This window comes from Anabaena azotica SJ-1, assembly GCF_047275885.1.
Classification (GTDB): Bacteria; Cyanobacteriota; Cyanobacteriia; order Cyanobacteriales; family Nostocaceae; genus Trichormus_B; species Trichormus_B azotica_A.
The window spans coordinates 4,907,027-4,930,061 of the sequence record NZ_CP178454.1; the positions used below are offsets into that span (position 1 = coordinate 4,907,027).

A 23,035-nucleotide genomic window follows, 5' to 3' on the forward strand; every position below is an offset into this window, starting at 1 on the left:
TTAGGGAAAACTGTCCCAAGCTTGGGCAACCAACTTACTTAACCAGCGTCGTTGTTGTCTATCTAAGACCAGATCATCTTCTAAGACCTCGGCAGTTAATTCTTCTAAGGATTGACCCTGTGCGCGGACAAGTTTGACTACTCCGGCAATTACCGCGGCTACCAGTTCTTCATCAACTGGCTGTTGTCGGAGTGCAAAAATTTCTTGGGGACTGTCTGGGATAGGATAATTCATGGTATGAGTTTACAGAAGTTCCAAAATGATTACTAAATTTAACAACCTATTAAAGTTTCTTAATTAAATCTTGATGCAACTGATAGGGCGGAGTCTAACGTACTTTCTGCCTTTGTCAAATCTTTCTTAGTGAGTAGATTGATGGGAGATGTCAGCAGAATATGAAAGAGATTCTTTATGTAGAAGTTCCTACTCCAGATACTGCGGCTGTACGCAACTGGCTACAAATGGATTTTGCGCCAGGTAATGGAGAGAAATTGCTTACCCCAGAAGGTTTTCGCTTGAGAAAGCCTGGTGTGTCTGTGACGGAGAGGATGCCAGATGAACTGTCTGTATTTGTCTGGTCGGTACAACGTACTACTTATCTCAAGGTATTCCGTTGGGCAGAGAAACCTTTTGCGAATGAGGAGCAAATTCTTCAACGTCTAAGGGCAGGAATCCGCAGCCGCTTTCCGCATAGTTATCCAGAACCGCCGGAAATTGATGCTCAAAAGTCAATTTTCGCAGAGTTAGAATCTTATTATCCCCTAACTGTCAAGTATTTTCAGAAAATGCCAAATGGGGAATATGATCTCAAGCGTGCTTACTGGTGGGAGCAACGTTGGCGTGAAGGTGTCAGAAATCCTCAGCAGCCCCGTCAGGTTTTATTTTCTGGTCAGGGGGAAGAAAGGAACAAAAGTCAGAATCCTGAATATGACCTCATTTATATCGGTGGTGCTTTAGGTGCAATTCATGCGGCTTTGATGGCAAAGTTGGGCTATAAAGTGCTGTTGGTGGAACGTTTGCCCTTTGGCAGAATGAACCGGGAATGGAATATTTCTCGTGATGAAATTCAAAGCTTGGTAAATCTGGGCTTGCTGACAAGTGCTGAGTTAGAAAGCATTATTGCCAGGGAGTATAAAGACGGTTTCAATAAATTTTTTGATGCCAATAATCCTTCTGGTCTGAAAGCGCCGATTCTGCATACACCGACGGTGCTAAATATCGCTTTAGATTCAGATAAGTTGCTGCAAGTATGCGGAGAAAAACTCAAAGCTGCTGGTGGTGATATCTGGGATGAAACTGAGTTTATTCGGGCTGATATCAGCAATGCACAGGTTACTATTACTGTCAAGAATTTACCTAGTGGTAATGTGCAGGAAGTGAGTGGAAGATTGTTAGTGGATGCAATGGGAACTGCTTCTCCTATTGCTTGGCAATTAAATGGCGGTCGGGCTTTTGATAGTGTGTGTCCGACTGTGGGAGCAGTAATTGAGAAGGGGTTTGAGCCTGGTGTGTGGGATTCCCAGTATGGAGATGTTCTCTACAGCCACGGGGATATTTCGCGCGGTAGACAGTTGATTTGGGAATTGTTTCCTGGGGTTGAGGAGGAACTAACAATTTATCTGTTTCATTACCATGAGGTGAATGAGAAAAATCCTGGTTCTTTGTTGGAGATGTATGAGGACTTTTTCAGGATTTTGCCGGAGTATCGCCGCTGTGATATGGATAAGCTGGTGTGGAAGAAGCCGACTTTTGGCTATATACCAGGGCATTTTAGTGTCAGTAATAGCGATCGCACCATTGCCTTTGATAGATTAATCGCCATTGGTGATGCAGCTTCCCTTCAGTCTCCCCTGATTTTTACAGGATTTGGTTCTCTCGTTCGCAACCTAGAACGGTTAACTAGCCTATTAAATACAGCCCTGAAACATAACCTATTGAGCTTTCAGCACTTAAACCAAATTCGTGCCTATCAAAGCAACGTTTCTGTCACCTGGTTATTTTCCAAAGGAATGATGGTTCCCACTGGGAAATTTATCCCACCCCAAAGGGTAAACTCCATGCTCAATACCTTCTTTGGTTTATTAGCAGATGAACCCCCAGAAGTCGCAGATAATTTCATTAAAGATCGTTGCGATTGGTTAACTTTTAACCGGTTAGCCTTAAAAGCAGCCAGAAAAAATCCTGCTTTACTGCTGTGGATATGGCAAATGGCTGGTTCAAAAGACTTATTGAGGTGGTTAGGTAATTATTTCAACTTTAGTCGTCATGCCCTGATTAGCCTTTTCTTAAGTAGATGGTTTTCACACTTTCTGAAATCAAGTCAATCTTGGTTAGAACCCCGTTATCCTGGATTATGGTTGCAATTATTAACCATTAATTATGGAATTTCTACTGGTAAACCACAGCGGCATAATCAAGCAGTTAAAGTTAACTCAAAAGCAGTAACTCAAATTAGTCATTAGTCATTGGTCAGACGTAAGACGTGAAACGTTAATTTCCCCAATTTACTGTTAACTGTTAACTTTCACCTGCTATAAATTCTTTAGCATTGACCTTTAATTGATGATTCTGGTGGGGGGAAACTGGGTAATTCCACAGATGCTAATGATTTACGTCCCTTGGGTGGACGCTGGGGATAAATCAACGGAGAAGGCGATTTATTTTCCTGGTGATATTCACCCATTGGTTCTAGGGAAAAATTGTGTAAAGGCAATTTAGATGATGTAGATGGTGAAACTTCAGCCCAATAGTCCTCACTGTCTCCTGCATTTATCTGTTTATGTGGAAAAGTGGGAGTTATTGGTGGTTCATTAGTTGGAGCGATTAACAAATTTTCTGCTCCAGCACCAGAATTGATTTCCGGTTCTAAATTCTCTTCAATTATCCTTTTTGGTTCTTCAGCATCTTCCGTAATGGACAAATTAGTTTGATGATTGTTTGGAGTATCTCCCGTAGCGGGTGGAGTTACTGATGTCGATTGGGAGGTAAAAAACATTTGAATCAGACTCTCTAACTGCTGGTCTAGGTGGGAAGAACCAGAAGACGCAGTTTCTGATGTAATTAATTCATCAACTTCTAAAGAGGCAGCGATTTCTGTGGATGTGAGAGTATTGTCTTCATCTGAACACAGATCAGAAGATTCTGAAACAGGAGCAGAGGAATTTTGCTCGTGAGGGAATGGAGTTGACGATTCTACCCATGAATTATCTGTAAGCTGGTGTAATCCCCCACAGGCATCACTGACAAAATCTGATTCTGCTGACCAAGGTTTAATAGGCTGTGCATTGGGAAACAAAGATCGTGCTTTTCTAGAGAATCTTGTGTGTCCACCAGTTAGGTCGTGGGGATGATGAGTTTTGTCTTCTAGGGTGTCATAGTTAGGAACGGAGGTATCTAGACATTTTTCTAAAGCCGCTTTAAATTGCAGCGTTTGACGTTGTTGACGCATCAGTCGAGTCCGTAACTCCCGACCAGTATTTTCTGAGTGTAATAGCTGCTGAGACTGTTCGCTGTAATTAGTTTGTAGCAATGAGCATTCGCGCTCTAATTGAGCTAGGCGTTGTTGGCTAATTTGTAACTGTGCTTTATGAGTTTCGATGAAAATATCTTGTCGTTGAACAGTTTGTATAGCCGTTTCTAACTGTTGAAACAAAGACTGAATTTGCTCTTGAGCGGCTGCAAGTTCCTGAGTTTGTTGATTTAGCATCGAATCAGTCACGCTGGAGCGTTTTTTTTGCCATTGCAAAATCTTTTCTGCTTCTGCTAATTCCTGTTTGAGTTGCTCCACCTGACTGTATAAATCACTATTAGCTGTGCTTAACTCTTGATTCAATGTCAGTAATTTTTGAAATTCTGAGTCCACAACGGCTTGTTTTTCACTGTCAGGTTCAGCAACCCAATCCTGTTGTGGATGATTTTTCAAATTCTCTGTATTTGAAGATTCACACTGCTGTAGGTGTAGCCCATTGGTGACATCGGTGACTGGGTTCAGGAGTGGTAAATTAGTCACTTCCATATTTTCATCATGCACAACTGAGTAAAAAGGACAACCCGCCTGCTCTGAAAGTGGCGAATTTGGAGAATTTAGGGGTTCAATCACAGTGCCGTTATTTGAGGTGTCAGCTATATTCATCACTCTTGACCCACCTGCTTAAAAATATTCAGCAATACTATTGCCAGCATTGCTGATCAAATACATTCAATTGCCGTAGGCAATCAGGATTTCCTCTAGAAGCCAAGTTTAACTCTCTTTCAGCATTAGTGGCTAGTACATGAAGGCAGCTATCAGCTAGAAAGCTTTAATACTTAAGGAATTTTATTTTTTGTCTGTTGCTAACTGTCTGTATATTTCCGCCCAGTTGTACTAGTAAAGTGAGTACGGCGTAAATATATCAACCATCTAAAATAGACGAAAAGCCTACTCCATAAGATTTTTGACTTTTGATTTTTAACTTGCGCCTAGCGGTACTAGTGATGAGAGAGTGTCCTAATTGTGAATCTAGAATTGAGGGATTTTAGATTTGGGATTAGTAATAATAAATACAGTGTCTTGGTTTTACAACCAGGATGGAAAAAAAATTTGTGTCGAAACAAGCAGTTAAACACACAAGGTTTTTGATTTCCAGCCCAAGGGTAAATCCAAAATCGCAAATCCAAAATCTAAAATTGCTTGATGCTAATAATACTGACAATGCTATGTCAGTTTCTTGTGCGTCAAGTTTATTTATGATGTAGTCTTTTTGTCCCTAAGTGGTAGAGGGTATGAACCTACTTGACGTAGGTTAAAAGTTATATTAAATTGCTACAGAATATTATGATCCCCGACGTATTCATTCAACTACTGCTGTTTGGTAGATATTATTTGGGATAAATGTATCTAATTTTACTAATAAGATCAAAATTCAGGAAAAGGATGGCTAACTCCACGCAGTGGTGTCAGGAGAAAAAAGAAATTTTTCCCCCTGCCCTCCTGCTCCTCTTAAGGTAGCCAGTGAGGATGAAAACCAACCAAGGGAAGTTGTTCTGGTTTGATTTCGATGTTGGCTGCATCAGCGATGGGTAAAAGAGGCATTAACCACAGACTGCTGGTAGCAATCGGTTCACCATCATCAGTTTTTAAGGTGTTTGCGGGTAATGTGGTTGTTGAGTTTTCTATTGGTACTACTTGGTCGAACACTATACCCAAACCGTCGGGTGCTAAACTCATTTGCACATTGCGTTGGGCTGGGGGTAGCATTAAGAGTGGTTTTTGTTGGTCGGTTTTGAGGTTAATCGCGACTAAATAAGGCTGTTCTATATATTGTTCTTTTGATATTAGTTGTGTTATTAAGCAGTAGAGGGTGGGTGAGGCAAGATCAAAATTGCAACCAAGGATTGAGCCTGTGGTTTTTAATAGTTGTTTCTGCACGCCTTGATTGGTGACTAGGAATAAATCTCGCGTGAAGTCAGTATTAAATTTGACCATTGCGGCTTGTGAACCATCTTTGGAAAAAGCTTGAACTAAGCCAAATTGGGGTAGAAAATCTAGTGGTTTGGTAGTATCTCCTTGAAGGGATAAAATTGCTGTTCCTTGTCCTTGAGCAACTGCTACTGCTTTGCTATCGGGTGTGATAAGAAAGTCGCCTGGTGGTTGGCTTTGTAAGCGGTTTGCGGTGGGTTTTGTTCCTGAACTATCTGGAGTTGTTGATAAATGCCATAGCCCAAAGTCGCCTGGATTATCTATTTTGCCTCGTTGGACAACAATTGATGTTCCATCAGGGGATAGGTCAAATTTTAAGTTTTGATAGTCTTTATTATCTAAAATCAGGTCTAGTTTGCCTGGTGGTTGTGGTTGTTGACCAGTTTTGCTAGAAATTCCTGTTGTGACTGTATAGAGTTGGGCTGAGAGTATGTCTGGATTTTTAGAAGAGCGAGCGGAGAACAAGATTTTGTCACCATCTGGAAATGGCTCAAAGTCCATGACAATTAGGTCTTTGGGGGTAAGTACCTTTTTTTGTCCTTGGGTTAGGTTATAGATTACTAATTTTCCCTGCTCTTGTTCATTAGCTCCTATGTAAAGTAGAGCGCGATCTCGTGTGATAAAGTTGCCTGTAAAGGGTTGAATTTCCCTCTTTTTTCCTTCTTTTTGGGAAAATTTATCTGTTGCTCCTTGCAATGTAACTTGATAAGTTGTTCCATAAGGTGCTGGTGTTACTAGTGTGTAAACTAGTCTTCGCCCTGCCCAACTAATTTTACCTGCGAGAACTGGACAGTTTGTTGAGTTTTGTTCTTCGCTTTTGGTTTCTACTGGACAGACTTTTAAATTTTCTTCTACGCTTTTGGTGTCCATTGGACGGCTAAAAGTGAGTGTGAAAGCTGTGTCTTCTGCGCCAATTTGTTGATTTTGCCAGGTGAAGTTGCGGACTATGGGCTTGACTGCATCACCTTGCCAGATGACAAAACTGATCAGTAGACTCAAGAGGATCATGAGAGCGATCGCAACACGATCTAGTGGTTGAATAAATTTATAGGATTTTGTCATTAGTTCTTAGTTATTAGTTATTAGTTATTATCTCTCCTCTGCTCCTCTGCTCCCCTACTCCCCTGCTCCCCTGCTCCCCTGCTCCCCTACTCCCCTGCTCCCCTTTTTTTAATAACTATATGGATTTTTGGGCTGGGGAATCTTTTTGAGGGAGGAGGCTTTGATTGTGAGTTGACGTTTATTAGCGATGTTTTCTGTGATCATTTGTCCTTCTACTTCCAGCCAGGTATCTGGTGGGTATTGATTGCGGTTTTCTGCCAGTTGAACTGGTAATCCTGCTGGATAGGCATCTGCGGCACAACAAGTAATCACAAATCGCGCTAATAACAAGTGGTTTTGATCTAGTTCTGGGGGATGGATAACAAATCCCTGGACTTTGACTTTTTGCCCTGTATAGGAATCTGGTTCTGGATAGACATTCAGTGTGCGTACCCAGTCTATGAGCGATCGCTCTTCTGGTCGAATGGTAGCGCGAAATGCTTGGGGTTGGGCGCGTGTCGCTCCTAATAACTCGGTGATACCTCGTTCAAGTGCTGTTTGAGAGGCAAATACGCGGGGAGTAATGATAAATCCTAAAATTGCTGTGGTTAACAATAAGGCACTACCCCAACCAGGAGGAAATAAATTTATATGTTGTTGTTGGTTATTAGGTGCTTCATAACGACGGCGTTCTTGCCACAATTGTATCCCTTTAAAAAAACCAACAATTAATAACCCTACTGCACCCACAATTACTAACCAAAAGTAATCAGGGTGAATCAATAAATTCAGTTTGCCTGTAAACCAGTATTTGAACATTAAGATTCCCCAGGCTGTGATTGCTATGACATCCAGCCAAGGAAGTAACTGATTTTTGATTTTTTGTTTTTGATTTTGGATTGAAGTCATTATTTATTGAGTTATTAAGTCAGTGGTAAGTTTCACAGATAGCTGCCAAAAATTACATGACGTGCAGATTCAAAAGCAAGGTAAAGAGAAATGTCAATTGTCCGGCTAAAGCAAATAAATAAAATAGGGCTTTAGGTTTGAAAATTGATAACATCAAACCCACACCTTTGATATCAATCATCGGACCAAATACCAAAAATGCTAACAAAGAACCACTGGTAAAGGTGGAAGCAAAAGATAAAGCAAAGAAAGAATCGACTGTAGAACAGATTGATACTACTGCGGCTAAAACCAACATAGCCAGAATTGAAGTAATTGGCCCTGCACCTAAACTGAGGATGAATTCACGGGGTGCTAAGACTTGAATCGCGGCAGCAATAGCACTTCCTAACACCATTACTCCTCCTAATTCCCGCAATTCTTGGATGATATTATCCAATACTAGACGGAGTTTATCTTTAAGAGGTTTATTAAGATTAGAAGTTGGGATATTTGTTTGGTTTATACCACCTATCTTTGTAGATATACCTGCTTTACCACCGAGAATATAAGTTCCTGATTGCAAGATAGTATTAGCCGTTGCTGGTTCTTCTACCTGGTAATATTTTCCCTTGCGTTTAGGTTCTGGTTTAGCGGGTGGATTATATTTCAGATAACGTGCGATCGCAGGTTGTAAGAAGGGGCTTAAGTCTTGTTGAAAGCTAAACACAAAACCGATAATAGTAGCGATCGCTAAAGACAGTACAACTCTTAACACTACTATTTCTGGTTGATCTCTAAATGCTGTCCAAGTTGCCCAAATTACAATTGGGTTAATTGTTGGTGCTGCTAGTAAAAAGCCAATTGCTACCGGTGTGGGTACTCCCTGCATCAATAACCGCCGCGCCACTGGCACATTACCACACTCGCACACCGGAAATAAAAAGCCAATCATACTGCCAACTAAAGCCCCTAGCAGGGGATTTTTGGGCATCTTTTCTACCAATTTGCGTTCATCAATAAAAAACAGCAGCAAAGTGGAAAATAACACCCCTAGCAGCAAAAAAGGCATCGCCTCGACTAGCAGACTTAGAAATAGGGTGAAACCATTGTTAAGTTGATTCATTATCATGTCGCAGTCAAAAGCGGTTTTGAGTTTTAGGGTTATGCCTAGTCATTTTATCCAAATCAGGATTAAACGGGGATCAATAGTAAATCGGGAAATGTAAACATTAATATCTCTGGAATGATCTAAACCTCACACATACAGCATATTAACAGCCAAGGTCTTACAGAATCTAGGTTAAAAGCCAAATTACAAGCCTTTTTTACTCCTGATTCATGATTCTAGGACTTCTGCTGTAGTTTTGATTTCCTCGCTCAATCACCCACCTTTAAGATAATAAGTTACTGAAGCTTCTCCTTTGTTTCAGACCGTATTTACAGTTATTTAAATTATGTGACAATCACTCTTGGTTGATTTTATCCTTGATTTGGGTTGGTTTTGCTTAGGCTTGGTATTTACCATGGTTGCCTTTTTACTACAAAAGTCCTCAAACTGCAAGTCCATTGTCGTCTCGTCATGAAAGGGTTGTAGGGATTAGGGTATTGAGAAACCAGATACAATATACAGCAGGAGTCAGGAGTCAGGAGTCAGGAGTCAGGAGTAAAACTGGCTTTGTGTATAGGTTTGAATTTAGATGTTGTACCTCCTAACTACGCAAACCGCTGTATATATAATTGCTGAATTATATCTAAATCTATATATATCTATATATAGTCTAAACACATAAGTTTGTGATTCACTGAATTTTTAATTCCTGTTTTTTAGGGAAAACATAAAAATTTTACCTTAATGCCAGTATTTACACTGAGAATATATACCCTTTGTTCCCTAGTCATAACTGCGGAAATATTTGGGTCTTTCCATAATGAAAGATAGAAAGTATTCTTACTATCAAGATCCTTAAGTAACTAATATTCTGTAATCTTAAATCTACGTATTAATACACTTGACATATTTATTTTTCCCCTCAATAAACCAAATAATCAGCACTTTATTTGTCGCAGTAAAAATAAAAAATATACCGTATATTCTCGGTTTTCAATTTTACTTACCATTAACGATAATGACTTTAATTGCATATATCGCAATCCTCAATGATTGCCAAATAAAAATAATTAATTCGGGCAACATTAATTACCAAAATCTGCTTTGGAATCCTTGACTGGTAAAGAATTAGCAAATTGACAATATGTAATTAATTTTGTCGTGGGGCTTACTTTCTGTTCCCTATTACCTGATCTAATGAGTTAGTAAAAAACTCAAATGGGACTCCTGTAACTCAAGAAATAATCAATTTATATTTAGGAAAAATTAATGAAAACTCAAAGTGTATTTATCTCTCTTAGCTTGCTTTTTAGTGCTATTTTAGCGGGTGCTGATTCTGCTAAAGCTGCAAGTTTGATTAGCAATGTTAGCTACACTGATACTAAAAACAATGTCATATTAAATTCCATTCATCAGAATGGAACAACATTTAATAACTTCTCTTACGTTTCCACAGCTAAAATTATTTACAATACACCCCGAAATCAGTCTGCAAACAGCGGTGCAGCTAGTACCGATAGAGGTGATAACGCCACTTCTCCATTACCAACAGCAGAAGATCCTACACGTAGTCAGATTGCTGCATTTTTAGGTAATAATAATTTAAACAACATCATTGATACAGAAGATATTGGTGCTTTTACCATTGATGTTTTTTTTGATAGCCAGATTGTTGCAGATAACTCAGGACTAGATAACCTGTTCTTTTGGGAACGAGGTATGAATAGTGATTTGGGTATTCAAGCACTAGATAATGCTGGTAATGTCATTGGTAACTTTAAGAAAATTATAGAGACTCGTAATAGCAATAACTATGCTAATTTCCGCATCAATACAACAGAAATAAACGAAGATCAAAAAGTAGGTTCTTGGGGAGTCAGTCTTCAAGACTTGGGAGTTAGTAAATTAAGTGGTCTGAGATTAACATCTCAAGCCAACTATAAAGGCCCTGACTTCAAGGTGATTGCGAGAAAATCAGTTCCTGAACCAAGCACAATACTTGGTTTAGGGGTAATAGCTGGGATTGCTTTCTTACAAAAAAAAGGGGACAGGGAACAGGGAACAGATAAGAAACTTTAGTTATGAGTTTAGAGCTTCAGTCAAAAAAAGGATGTTTTTCGAGATACGTAGCACGAAAAAAAACAGTTTCATTATTTCAATCTCATGTTTTTAAATATGAGTTTTTTCTGTTCCCTCTGAAGTCGTCATTAGAGGATATTTATCAAGAATTTGGATAAAATTCTTCTAGTTAATGAACGAAGCACCGTTAAAGTAAATTCTGTCCGCGTTTGTATATTTCCCGTGCGTAATCAGTCCAAGCACCTTGTCCCCAATATCGAAAACAGCTTGTTTGCAGCAACAAGTTATGTAATAAATTCTGACGGTAGTGGGTTTGTTTGGTGATAGATTCACCTGAGTTTTTGGCTAATAATGGGTCAAACTTTTGATGAAATGAATTACTTAATTCATACATGGGAGATAAAACATTTTCGTATCCCTGCACCCAACTAATATGATTAGTCCATGATGCGCCATCAACATGAAAGTGAGGATTAGTTTTTTTAATTTCTTGAATGGCATTTTCTACAGCATTTGCTGAAAAATCATCTGCGGAAATTTGTTGCCAAATCTGATGTTGTCCCACTGGTTGACAATGGGGAAAGTCTTCAGTTTGACATCCTGCATCTGCTAATAATTCTAAATATTCTGTACCACATACACCAACTACTCCGGTTTTACCTCCGCCATGCTGTACCATATCCCCCCAGGCTTGTTTAAAACCGCTGGGAAATTCATTCATCATTACACCACCGTTTTCACCATCACCAATTTGGCTGACAATTGGTGGTACTAAATGAGAACCTAATTGTTGTTTAAATAAGGTTTTAGCTTCATAATATGGCTGCATTTGGGCGACTAATTTAGTATCTGAACCTTGGGTTTTAATTAAGGCAGTAATACTAATTGTTTCTCCTTGGGAATTGCGAGCAATTAAACGATGTGGTAAATGTTTTTGGGTGATAGATTCACCAGTAATTGTTTCTATTGTATGTTCTTGTACTAATAACCAAAGATATCCACATTCTTTGAGGGCTTTAATAAATGCAAATAGGATATCTGGGTGATTTGGGAGGTGCATTTCTGGGGGTGAAAATCCTTTGACTCTTGCTAGTGCTTCCCAACCAAAAATTGCTGCAAAATGATGTTGCCAAGCAAGGATATGGAGTTTAATATCTGCTATGGGGGTGGAAGGAATGACAGCGTGACTCCACATTGTCCCTAGCCATTCTACATAAGGCTGATAGGTGGTATCGCAAGTAATCCGTTTCAGGTTGTCGAGGATGTCACTTCGTCCCATTTGTCGGAGTCCCCACAAAAGATTACCAGAATAATCCAGCATGACACGGGGATTGCAACCCTGATTTACTAGTTCGGGGATGAAGTCTCCCATGCGACTGTAACAGTAAGCAAAGGGGTTTGCGTTGTGGTTGTCTCCTTCGTGTTGATGTTCAAACATATATTGCAGATTGCTGATGAGTGAACCGCTTTGTCCAGCTGGTATAGTGGGCTGGTGCATGTGGAGAGCGATCGCAAATACAGCGTTAATATCTGCTAATTTAAGATTGGTGGTTGGTAAAAATACAGGCTGATCATGGTTGACTACAGACAGCACTTCTGTTTCCCAGCCAGAAATATTTGGTAAATCATTGATGATTTCGGGCAAAGTGGGCAGATTATGAGGTAATTTCAACATTTATGGTTACTCAGAAACGATATATAACTGTTAATCCTGCACCGGTATTTACTCATGAATACTCCCAGTCACGCTATTTTAAATTTGGTGATATTTAATCAACAAATCCGAACTCATTCTAGTCCAGCAATTCTGATTGGTGCAGTCCTTCCAGATATTCCCATCTTTGTGTTCTACTTCTTGATGAAGTTTGTTTACCGTTTACCAGAAAAACAGATTTGGTCTGAGGTTTATTATCAGCCTTTTTGGCAAGCTGTTGTGAGTACGTTTCATTCTATTCCTTTAGCTTTGCTGGGGATATTAATTGGTCACATTGCTAATTGGCAAGTGATTGAGGTGGGTTGTATCAGTATGGTTCTACACTCTTTATTAGATTTGCCTGTTCACAATGATGATGCCCATAGGCACTTTTTCCCGTTTAGTAATTATCGTTTTATTAGTCCTTTTTCCTATTGGGATATAAATCATTACGGTAGGATTGTGGCTTTGGTAGAAATTATCTTAGTTTTAGCAGCAAGTATTTATATTTTTCTTGGTACTCAAGCTTATTTAGGTACAGGTTTATTAATTGCAGTTAATGTATTTTATGGGTTTAGATATTGCCGATTTTATTTGAAAAGCTATCTTTAGGCTCAAGAACTGGTGGGAATAAAATCACAGTTATCAACTCACCATATCAGTCTAAATGATAAGCTAATTCCTTTTGAACTTTTCTGGAAGTTGAGAAAAATAAATTCCTAATAAAATAGAAGCAATGAATATTAAAAATCCGATAAAATAGACAAAATTACCAATTTGTTGATCATATTCTAATATATTCATCCAGCTAAGAAGATTATACCAATCATGGGCATCAGGATCATCTACTGTTAAAGGAAGCTCTCGCGCTTGAGCATCTTTAATATATACAGAAACATCCATAAAATTTTGGGCTGTCCAAAATAGTGTAATGGCGCTAGAGTATCTTTGACCGTATAGGAAAAAGTAGATAGTAAAAGCAGCAGGAAATAATATTTGAGTTAATGAACCACCCAGAATGTGCATGAAACTGCCAGAACCAAATAAGATCATAAATATGAGATGTCCTGTTTCATGGATAGCTAAATCTGGAAAATGTAACCACATAAATGGACCATCTAATCCTGGGTTTAAACTGCCAAATATCCCATAAATAGCTATCAATATAATCAATCCTGCCTGAAAGTGATCTAAATTCTTAAAATCAATTTTTATTGGAAACTTTGTTTTTTTAGGCTGACTAATTTTAGTAACTTTAGATGGATATTGAGGCGATAATTTTGGTAAATCATACCCAGATATTAAATCTAACTCTTGATTCCAACTAAAAAAATTATCTCCACTTTTTTTAGCCTGAATTTTGACTGTTGAAATTAAGTTAGTTTTCCAAGTTTTCAATTCTCTAAAAATTAACGTAGTAGCAATAGTTTCATTGGGAATATCAATGGATTCGAGGATAATGTCTAAACAATTATCTTGTAAATTAATCAGTGCCATTATATTTTTATGCTCTATAGCCCGATTAATCAATAATCTGATTGCGTCTACATCACCTTGTTTTGCTAGTTGGCGAAGATTTGGAGTTTTTTGGACTATGTTTTGAGTTTCTATTGCTGGTAATGGTAATATTTCTGTCCAATCTGCATGAGATTTTCCTATTTGTCGTCCATAAACTTTGATGGATTCAATTGATGTAATTTGGATATTATTTATGGTTTTTTGAATTAAAAAAATAGCTGACTGCTGATCAGGAGTTTGTGGGGATTCCAGAAGTATATGCAAACAGCGATTCTTAATTTGCACTTTGGCCGTTATGTCCTGAGATTGCAGCGTTAGGTTTAACAGAGAGGTAATGGCGATAGTATCCCCCTGAGTTGCGCGTGCGACTAAATTGGGTTCTGTCATAAAAATTTTTGACCAATAATAAAAATAAATTAGCGATTACTGGATTTTTACTAAAGCTATCCCACTAAGGATAAATCGGCTGTCAATCTTTGCAAAACTTGTTTCAAAACAATTGCTGTCCAATCAATATCATCTGCGGTTGTTTGTTTTCCTAAAGTTAATCTAATTCCTCCCAAAGCGGCTTTGTGTGAATGACCCATTGCTAATAAAATCGGACTGGGGCTTAATTTGCCACTATTACAAGCTGCACCGGCACTAATGCCAATTCCTGCTAAATTCAACTGACGGACTAAAGTTTTACCACTAATTTTTTCGCCATCGGCGTATTCTAAATAAAAGCTGAGATGATGGGGTAAACGGTGAATTTTGTCACCTGTGGGAATTAAACCAGGAACATCTGCTAATTTGGTAAAGAGGCGATCGCGCAATTGAGTTAATCTGAATCTTTCCGTGTCTAATTCCTGTCTTGCTAACTCCGCAGCTACTCCAAACCCAGCAATAGCAGGTGTTGCTTGTGTACCTGAACGCAGTCCTTGTTCTTGTCCACCACCACCTAACAATGGTATTAACTCCACTCCTGGACGCACATATAAAGCACCTGCACCCAATGGCCCATATATTTTATGACTAGATAAACTCAATAAATCAACCGCTAAATTCTCTACATCTATAGGTAAACGTCCCGCAATTTGCACCGCATCTGTATGGAATAAAGCACCATGAATTTTGCTAATATTTGCTAATTCTGCTATCGGTTGCACAGTTCCCACTTCACTTTGTCCATAAATCACAGATACCAAAACAGTGTTATGTCGCAAAGCTGCTTTTAAATCTTTGGGATTAATTCTACCTTTACCATCTACACCTAAGCGGGTAACTTCCCAACCCCAATTTTCTAACATTCGCACAGGTTCAGAAACAGCGGAATGTTCCACACTAGAAATAATTATATGTTGTGGTACAGGATAACATCGAGCCACACCCATAATTGCTAAATTATCTGCTTCCGTTCCCCCAGAAGTGAAAATAATTGATTCGGGAACAGCGTTAATTAAACCTGCAACTTGGATTCTGGCTTGTTCCACAACCAATGCTGCACGATTGCCCCATTCATGTAAACTAGAAGGATTACCCCACTGTTGATGTAAGACTGCTTGCATTGTAGCGATCGCTTCGGGTCGAGTAGGAGTAGTAGCACTGTAATCTAGATATATTTGCATAAAATCATAATTGAGATCATCAAGCACGTACCGTTACTTTGGTAAATCAGGAAAAAAACCAAGTAATTCTATGTTAATGGGTGGATTTTTACCATCAGTGATATAACCAGTTTTTTACATAATTCGACATACACCTTATGGGCAATAATAAATAATGTCTACCCTCAATCTATTTTGATCAAATTACCGTGTTTATTTTTCCTCATATCAGATTTCTATCTTATATCTTTTTATTCCTATTGACTCTCGGCGGTTGTCAAAAAGTCCAATCCTCAAATCAGCGTCTCGCACCATTACCACAAGATCCATTAATTCAAGTTTACTTCAACCATGCTGAATCATCAGAATACCAAGAAACTTACCGTCAACAAACCCGCTTAGGAGACGACTTAGAAAAACAGATCATTGATGTTATATCCCAAGCGAAATCTACCATAGATATAGCAGTCCAAGAATTACGTTTACCTAAAATTGCTCAAGCATTAGCCGTAAAACAAAAAGCTGGTGTCAAGGTGAGGATAATTTTAGAAAATAACTATTCTCGTCCTTGGAGTAGCTTGAGTGCAGCGGAAGTACAGAAATTAGAAAAAAGAGAACAAGAACGATATCAAGAATTTCGCAAATTTGTTGATCTTAACCAAGATAATCAAATCACAACTGATGAAATTAATCAACGTGATGCTTTAGTCATGATCCAAAACTCCCAAATTCCTTGGATAGATGATAAAGCAGATGGTTCTGCGGGTAGCAGTTTAATGCATCATAAATTTGTGATTGTAGATAATCGCTTTGTCATTATTACTTCCGCTAATTTTACATTAAGTGACACATCAGGAGATATTAGTAATTCTAGCAGTTTAGGTAATGCCAACAATTTATTAAAAATCGACAGTCCAGAATTAGCAAATTTATTGACTGAAGAGTTTAATATTATGTGGGGTGATGGTGCAGGAGGTCAGCCAGATAGTAAATTTGGCTTGAAAAAACCTGTGCGTTTACCCAAATCAATAAATTTAGGTGAGACAAAAATTAGCGTACATTTTTCCCCTACATCCCCAACTCAACCTTGGAGTAATTCCAGTAATGGTTTAATCGCTAATACCTTAGATTCATCTACCAAAACAGTTGATATGGCATTATTTGTATTCTCAGATCAAAAAATTGCCAACATTTTAGAAAATCGTCACAACCAAAATGTAGAAATTCGGGCATTAATTGAACCGCAATTTGCTTATCGTTCCTACAGTGAAGCTTTAGATATGATGGGATTAGCTTTAAGTGATAACTGTAAATATGAAGTTGATAATAATCCTTGGAAAAATCCCATTAATACAGTCGGTGTACCTATTTTAGCCAAAGGCGATTTACTTCATCATAAATTCGCCGTTGTTGATAACCAAACTGTGATTACAGGTTCACACAATTGGTCAGAAGCTGCTAATACTGGCAATGATGAAACATTAATAGTAATTGAAAATCCTACCGTAGCGGCTCATTTTCAGCGGGAATTTAACCGTCTTTACGCCAAAATGAAACCAGGATTACCACCAAATATTCAAGCTAAAATTGACGCAGAAGTTAAAAAATGTCCGCAAATTCAAACTCCTTCATCTCTACCAGAATTAAGAACTACGAAAATTAATCTCAACACCGCTACACAACAAGAATTAGAAACACTTCCAGGAGTGGGTAAAAAGTTAGCGCAAAGGATAATTATTGCCCGTCAACAGCAAAAATTTACATCTCTACAAGATGTAGAAAAAGTCCCAGGAATTAGTGCTAAAACATTAGAAAAATGGGATGGAATCATCACATGGTAAGAATTTTATTTTTTTAAAACTCCATCCATAGAAAGGACAATCATGTAAATCTATTCTTTTAGAAAGAGGAAAAATAATGAACTACTTATTAACATAAACTTAACTGAAATAGCCGGAGTTAATTTATGCCTTATAACAAAATAGATGAATTACCTCAAGATATCCAAGCACGACTACCAGAACACGCTCAACAGATTTTTGTAGCTGCTTTCAATGCTGCTCAAAGTGATGGAATGAATGAAGATGGTGCTTTAGAAGTAGCATGGAATAGTGTTCATAATGAATATGAAGCAGACAGAGAAGGAAATTGGCACAGAAAGCCAGAAGACCCCGCCATACATCATAAAGCTGTCATGTCTGGTGGTAATTAATGGTCTAAAAGACATCTGATGAAAATTAAATATGCGGGTTTTTAAATCCTTGTAGAGATGTTGTATGTAATGTCTCTACATTATTTTATTTTTTCCTGGAAACGAGAAGTTTTAAACCTTAAATCAAACAATTATCAATTATCAATTGACAATTGATAAAAATCCTCAGAACCTTTACCCTTACCTTGTCGCCAACAATTATCCGCTTCCCATACGCCGTTTTCGGTTTTGCGTTTGCGACTGCGGACGGTGAGGGTATTATTTTCTAACTTTAATAAGTGATATTGCCAAGGTTCAGCGGTGGTGAGTTCGTGGGTGGGTGCACCGAATGTTCCCGCACAAATGCGAAACAGTCCCCGTTCTGCGTCGTATTCATAAAAGCTTTTTTGGGCTTGGTGGACGTGACCGTGCAGAAAGAAGCGGAAACCTGCTACAGCTAACTGTTCCATGAAGCTTTGGTCTTTGATGCGGTCATCCCAAGCACTATCTAAGGGATGATGCCATACTGCTATTTTCATCAGGCAGTTTTTATAATCTTGGTTGCGGCGAATTTCTGTCAGGGCGTTGCTAAGGGTATTCATGTTAATGCTGGCACGGGATTTGTAATGATGATCCAATTCCCAAGCCGAGTTTAACCCTAGTATGAGTAGGTTGTGGTTGGGGAAATGGGCTAGGGTGTATTGTTGGTCATAGTCTTGGGGATAGGATTCTTGTTTGATGGTTTGGTAGAAGTTGCAGAAGTGTTCAAAGCGTTGTTTGTATTTTTCTTCCTCTCGCACGCGAATGACACTCGCACTTTCTTCTATATATTCACCTAGTTTCAGTTCTCCCTCATACTCGTCACGGTCAATTAATTGGTAAGCTTTTTTCGCTACTTGCCAGTTGAGGTCATGATTACCGGGAACGATGATAATTTGTTCAGATTGGAGGGTGAAATCTTGGCAGAGGTTGTGCAAGAATTGTTGGGCTGCTGCGTATTCTTCAGGCGTTGATTTGTTGGCGATGTCGCCGGAGAGAATGAGGGCATCAAGGTGAGGAATATCGAGTTCGTTTTGCAAGTCGGTTGCTAGTTGGTTAGACCAGAGTTTGGCTTGGTCAGGTGTGCCGAAGTGCAAGTCTGAGAGGTGGAGGATGTACATTAGGGATGTTTTACTTGGCTGGAATTGTGAAATATCTGGTTGATTTTTTAGTTTAGTTAAGCATCTATAGTATCGGCAGTTTATTTGTATTGCTTCAAGTGCTTCTAGTACAAAACGGAACATATCTCCATTATGTGCTGATACAAATTTATGATTTTTGAGCAAGTTCATAAACTGTGGTGAAGCAGCATCTAATTTTATTTCTTTCAATGCCAATGCCGCCTTAGTTCTTACCATCCAGTCATCGTCTTCTAGCAATTGGATTAACTTAGAAACCGCCGCTTCTGATTTAATTTTACCCAGTGCATATGCACCATAGAATCTTACATATGAGTCATCATCTTCTAGCAATTGGATTAACTTAGGAACCGCCGCTTCTGATTTAATTTCACCCAGGACAGATGCTGCAAAATACCGCACCTTAGAGTTTTCATGTTCTAGTAATTGAATGAACTTGGGAATTGCTGTCTCTGATTTGATTTTTTTCAAGGCAGATTCCGCATTATACTGCACATGAGAATTTTCATGTCCTAGTAATTGAACCAAACCGGGAATTGCCACCTCTGGTTTGATTTTATTCAAGGCAAAGACTGCACTCGAACGCACATTACTATTTTTATCTTCTAGTAATCGACTTAATTCAGGAATTGCTGCTTCCGATTTAATGTCTCCCAGTGCAGATGCCGCACTTGAGCGAACATTAGGGTCTATATCTTCTAACAATTTAATTAACCCAGGAATCGCCATTTCTGATTTCAGTTGACCTAGAGCTAACGCCCCACGAGAGCGAACACTGTTGTGTTCATCATCTAACAATCGAATTAATCTAGGAATTGCCACCTCTGATTTAATGTCTCCCAAGGCAGTTGCCGTACTCGAACGCACAATACTATCTTTGTCTTCTAGCAGTGGAATTAACCTAAGAATTGCCGCTGCCGATTTTGCTTTTCCCAAAGCATACGCTGCACTAAAACGCACTCCAGAGTTTTCATGTTCTAGCAATTGAATTAATCTGTAAACTGCTACTTCTGATTTAATCTCTCCCAAAGCAGATGCGGCATTGTAACTGACATTCCAGTTTTCATGTTCTAGCAATGAAATTAAACTAGGAATCGCAGTATCTGATTTGATTTTTCCCAGAGCGTCTGCTGCACTATAGCGCACTCCAGGGTTCTCATGTTCTAGCAATTGGATTAATCCAGGAACCGCCTTCTCTGATTTAATTTTTTCTAGCGCGTCTGTTGCACGAGACCGCACATTTGAGTCTTCATGTTTTAGTAATTCAATTATTTGAGGTATTGCATCCTCATATTTAATATTTTCTAGATGAAAGGCCGCATTTAAACGTATATCATATTTTTCATGTTCTAGTAATTTAATTAATTCTGTAATGGCAGACTCTGATTGAATTTCTACCAAGGCATATGTAGCAAAATACCTGACACTTTCATCTTCATCTTCTAGCAATGGAATTAACCCAGGGATTGCCACATCTGATTTTAATATATACAGGGATGTTACAACAATCAAACGCACACGAGAATATTCATCTTTTAGTAATTGAATTAAACCAGAAACCGCTACATCTGATTTAATTTTGCCCAGAGCAGATGCCACTCTCGAACGAACATCAGGGTTTTTATCTTCTAACAAGTGAATTAATGCAGTAATTGCGTTTTCTGATTTAATTTCGCCCAGAGCAGATGCCGCATTTGAACGCACATCAGAGTCTTCATGTTCTAGTAATGAATTGAGATGAGGAAGTGCCTTGTCAGATTTTGTTAAGCCTAAAAGCCAAATTTTAAATAGTAAAGGAATTTCTAACTCAGCAACTAAATTAACTGTCTGTTGTTGCAATTCTGGCTTTACTGCTCCTGCCAACTTTGCCCCTAACTGCCAATCTACTTCTAAGGCTAACTTCACCACTCGCACTGCTAGGGCTTCATCATCCACTAATCCCAGCATCAATTTTAGGGGTTCAGTCCATTTTAAATAATTCAAATACTCTCGCCGGAAACATTCATCATTAAGGCTTGGTAACAGCTTGAGCAAACATTCTGCCGTGTAATATTCCTGAATTAGTTGGTGGCGAAATTCAATTTGGTCATTTGCACCGAGTTGAATTAAGTGATGGTTAAGTAAATCTTGCAGCCATTGTAATGCTCTGTCACGGGGTCTATCAAATTTCTCAGCTTGCAAAAACTGAGTTAAAACATCTTCTGCTTTTGACTTGGGTATGGCAACATTCAATTCTGTCAGCTTATCCCCGGTGGTCATGTAAAATGCCAGATGTTTTAATAACGATAACCACCAACGCCGAGACTCATCTGTAACTGGGATATCTGGCTTCAACTTGTCGTTATAACTTTGGGTAAATTGGCGAAACACCAAACCCAAGTTTGCCGGGATGTCTCCTGTGGCTTGAAACAATGAACACAGCATCCACAGCAGCAATGGCGTTTCCCCAAACTCCCGCAACCTATCGCCCAACTTCTGCAACATCTGTTCACCCTGTTGGGGTAAATAGGCGCGGACAAACTGCTGCATTTGTTCTGCTGTCAGGGATTGCATTTCCAGCTTTTTAGTAATGCCCAAATCACCCCCCACGCCTAAATCCCGTGTAGTGAAAATCATCGGCGTAGTTTTTTGGTAATCTTGCCGGAACGTATACAAATCTTGTCGCGCTTTCTCTGAGGGTAATTCGTTAATACCATCCACTAACAGCAAAAATTGCCCGTTAAACAGGAGTTGTTCTATGGTTGCAGTCTCCAGCAGTAGGCAATGGCGCTTCAAGAAATTCCGAATTAAATCCAGCACCGATGTTTGGTAATAACGCAACTCTACTAGGATAGGGATTTTACCTAACCCATCAACTCCCTTATCTACAACGTTAGAGGATGAATTTCCTCCCCTGCACCCCTGCACCCCTGCCCCCCTGCCTCTTTCTGCTTCTTCCAACAACAACCGCACCAACGCCGTCGATTTTCCCGAACCAGGCCGCCCGACTAGCAAAACGTTTTCCTGGGCATACTTTCGCAACCCTGCCAGCACGTCTAAACGCTCAATTTTCTCCTGGGTTTCGTTTCTTTCTTCCTTGGCAGATTGTACTGTCTGCACCATAAAATCTAATAACAATGGTGACTGCTTCTGCTCTATTCGCTGCTTTCCCACTACGTCTGTCAGGGTGTAAGCATTCCACCATTGGGCGTAATCTTTACAGAGTGATTCGAGGTAGTCATTCCATTGCGTCATGGTGTGTGGAATAGGGGATGCTGATGTGTCGTAATTGAACACAGTTTAATTGACTTTGTTAGATTTTAACTAAATTCTCTGGTTTATACTGAATTTTCGGGGTAAGTTGCTAGTTAGGACTGTCAGAAATGGCTAACGCCACGCTTCGCGAACAGGATGTCCAGGATTTAAGGATGAACAGGATTAAAACGCATCTTGCACCAAGCCCTAACGAATGAATTCATAGCTATACAAACTAAGTTCAACGGCGAATATAATAGAGCCTCCGGCACGCTTCGCGAACGCTACTACACAATCAAAGTCCACCTGCGTGATCTAAATTCAAAGCTGGACAACAAGCCAGTTTAACTACTGACTCCTGACTCCTGACTCCTGACTCCTGACTCCTGCTTTATTTTGCGTTTTTTGTATAGAAACATCTTTTGTACTCAGCCCAGTTTATGCTAATTTCATCTCAGTGAATTCTTCTGTGATGAATGTCTAACCCATTACCAACTGAATCTCAATCTCAACCTCTCAGTGATTTTGAATTAGATTTGCTTAAACAAGAATACTTTTTTCTCCAAAACACTATTGAAGATTACAATAAACAAATTTGGGTGATTAAGGCACTGGGAATTACTGGTACTGGTGCTGTTTTAACATTGATGTTACAGCAAAAAACTAATGCTAGTGCAATTTCCCTCATCGGTTGCGCTATCCCTATATTTTTCTGGATTCTTGAAAGTCAATGGAAACATTTTCAGCGTGGTTTCTATCCCCGTGTCTCGGAAATTGAGTTGATTTTGAGGAATACCTGTGGTTTCCAAAGTCCCAGTATTTACACTAGTTGGAGTCATTCTTTGAAACGCGCCCCCCAACCTAAACGTAAGGGTTATTTGTGGGATGGGTTGCTAAATAGCACTGTGTATGTCAGCTACGTTTTAGAAATTGTTTTTTTGTTGCTGATGGCTTTTATAGCTCCTATGATTTGGAAATAATCAACTAGTTATCACTGTACATGAGGGTAATTATAAAAATGGGTAATTTATAGTGTTTTCAGCTGCTTTTTTTGAGCT

General features: G+C 39.0%; 15 protein-coding genes. 6 read left to right on the top strand and 9 right to left on the bottom strand.

Annotation, left to right across the window (positions count from 1 at the left end):
* Window positions 1–234: a hypothetical protein gene (locus ACLLO5_RS21335; RefSeq protein ID WP_413172499.1), complete on the bottom strand. Its 234-nt coding sequence runs from the start codon at window positions 232–234 to the stop codon at window positions 1–3.
* Between the two features lie 161 nt (window positions 235–395).
* Here ACLLO5_RS21335 and ACLLO5_RS21340 point away from each other — a divergent pair, with 161 nt between their 5' ends.
* Entirely contained in the window at window positions 396–2,462 is a 2,067-nt protein-coding gene (locus tag ACLLO5_RS21340) for an NAD(P)/FAD-dependent oxidoreductase (protein WP_413172500.1), read from the top strand.
* A gap of 80 nt (window positions 2,463–2,542) precedes the next feature.
* Here ACLLO5_RS21340 and ACLLO5_RS21345 read toward each other — a convergent pair whose 3' ends face one another.
* The 4 genes from ACLLO5_RS21345 to ACLLO5_RS21360 all read right to left on the bottom strand — a co-directional run bounded on the left by ACLLO5_RS21345 (window position 2,543) and on the right by ACLLO5_RS21360 (window position 8,513).
* A complete protein-coding gene (locus ACLLO5_RS21345) occupies window positions 2,543–4,132 on the bottom strand; it encodes a hypothetical protein (protein WP_413172501.1) in 1,590 nt (529 codons plus the stop codon).
* Window positions 4,133–4,978: 846 nt separating this feature from the next.
* The gene (locus ACLLO5_RS21350) at window positions 4,979–6,520 is read right to left on the bottom strand and encodes an Ig-like domain-containing protein (protein ID WP_413172502.1); all 1,542 of its coding nucleotides are present in this window, start codon (window positions 6,518–6,520) and stop codon (window positions 4,979–4,981) included.
* A gap of 108 nt (window positions 6,521–6,628) precedes the next feature.
* A complete protein-coding gene (locus tag ACLLO5_RS21355; protein ID WP_413172503.1) occupies window positions 6,629–7,408 on the bottom strand; it encodes a TIGR03943 family putative permease subunit in 780 nt (259 codons plus the stop codon).
* A 52-nt stretch (window positions 7,409–7,460) separates the two neighbouring features.
* Window positions 7,461–8,513 (bottom strand): permease, encoded by a 1,053-nt coding sequence (locus ACLLO5_RS21360; protein ID WP_413172504.1) that lies wholly within the window; start codon window positions 8,511–8,513, stop codon window positions 7,461–7,463.
* A 1,254-nt stretch (window positions 8,514–9,767) separates the two neighbouring features.
* Here ACLLO5_RS21360 and ACLLO5_RS21365 point away from each other — a divergent pair.
* A complete protein-coding gene (locus ACLLO5_RS21365; protein ID WP_413172505.1) occupies window positions 9,768–10,577 on the top strand; it encodes an exosortase-dependent surface protein XDP2 in 810 nt (269 codons plus the stop codon).
* A 187-nt stretch (window positions 10,578–10,764) separates the two neighbouring features.
* Here the strand turns inward: ACLLO5_RS21365 and ACLLO5_RS21370 are convergent, their stop codons facing one another.
* Window positions 10,765–12,252: a glycosyl hydrolase family 57 gene (locus tag ACLLO5_RS21370; RefSeq protein WP_413172506.1), complete on the bottom strand. Its 1,488-nt coding sequence runs from the start codon at window positions 12,250–12,252 to the stop codon at window positions 10,765–10,767.
* 54 nt (window positions 12,253–12,306) lie between these two features.
* Here ACLLO5_RS21370 and ACLLO5_RS21375 point away from each other — a divergent pair, with 54 nt between their 5' ends.
* Window positions 12,307–12,882: a hypothetical protein gene (locus ACLLO5_RS21375; protein ID WP_413172507.1), complete on the top strand. Its 576-nt coding sequence runs from the start codon at window positions 12,307–12,309 to the stop codon at window positions 12,880–12,882.
* 63 nt (window positions 12,883–12,945) lie between these two features.
* Here the strand turns inward: ACLLO5_RS21375 and ACLLO5_RS21380 are convergent, their stop codons facing one another.
* Together ACLLO5_RS21380 and ACLLO5_RS21385 are read right to left on the bottom strand one after the other, a co-directional pair.
* Complete coding sequence (locus ACLLO5_RS21380; protein ID WP_413172508.1) at window positions 12,946–14,175, bottom strand: hypothetical protein; 1,230 nt, start codon at window positions 14,173–14,175, stop codon at window positions 12,946–12,948.
* Between the two features lie 56 nt (window positions 14,176–14,231).
* A complete protein-coding gene (locus ACLLO5_RS21385; protein ID WP_413172509.1) occupies window positions 14,232–15,395 on the bottom strand; it encodes a cysteine desulfurase family protein in 1,164 nt (387 codons plus the stop codon).
* A gap of 188 nt (window positions 15,396–15,583) precedes the next feature.
* Between ACLLO5_RS21385 and ACLLO5_RS21390 the strand changes: the two genes are divergently transcribed.
* Both ACLLO5_RS21390 and ACLLO5_RS21395 read left to right on the top strand, forming a co-directional pair.
* Entirely contained in the window at window positions 15,584–17,215 is a 1,632-nt protein-coding gene (locus ACLLO5_RS21390; protein WP_413172510.1) for a DUF655 domain-containing protein, read from the top strand.
* 125 nt (window positions 17,216–17,340) lie between these two features.
* A complete protein-coding gene (locus tag ACLLO5_RS21395; RefSeq protein ID WP_413172511.1) occupies window positions 17,341–17,586 on the top strand; it encodes a ChaB family protein in 246 nt (81 codons plus the stop codon).
* Window positions 17,587–17,720: 134 nt separating this feature from the next.
* On the opposite strand, the gene ACLLO5_RS21400 is transcribed toward ACLLO5_RS21395, so the two are convergent.
* Complete coding sequence (locus tag ACLLO5_RS21400; RefSeq protein ID WP_413172512.1) at window positions 17,721–21,977, bottom strand: HEAT repeat domain-containing protein; 4,257 nt, start codon at window positions 21,975–21,977, stop codon at window positions 17,721–17,723.
* Window positions 21,978–22,453: 476 nt separating this feature from the next.
* On the opposite strand from ACLLO5_RS21400, the gene ACLLO5_RS21405 reads away from it, so the two are divergent.
* Window positions 22,454–22,957, top strand: coding sequence for a hypothetical protein (locus ACLLO5_RS21405; protein WP_413172513.1), 504 nt, complete (start codon window positions 22,454–22,456; stop codon window positions 22,955–22,957).
* Window positions 22,958–23,035 lie beyond the last annotated feature (78 nt).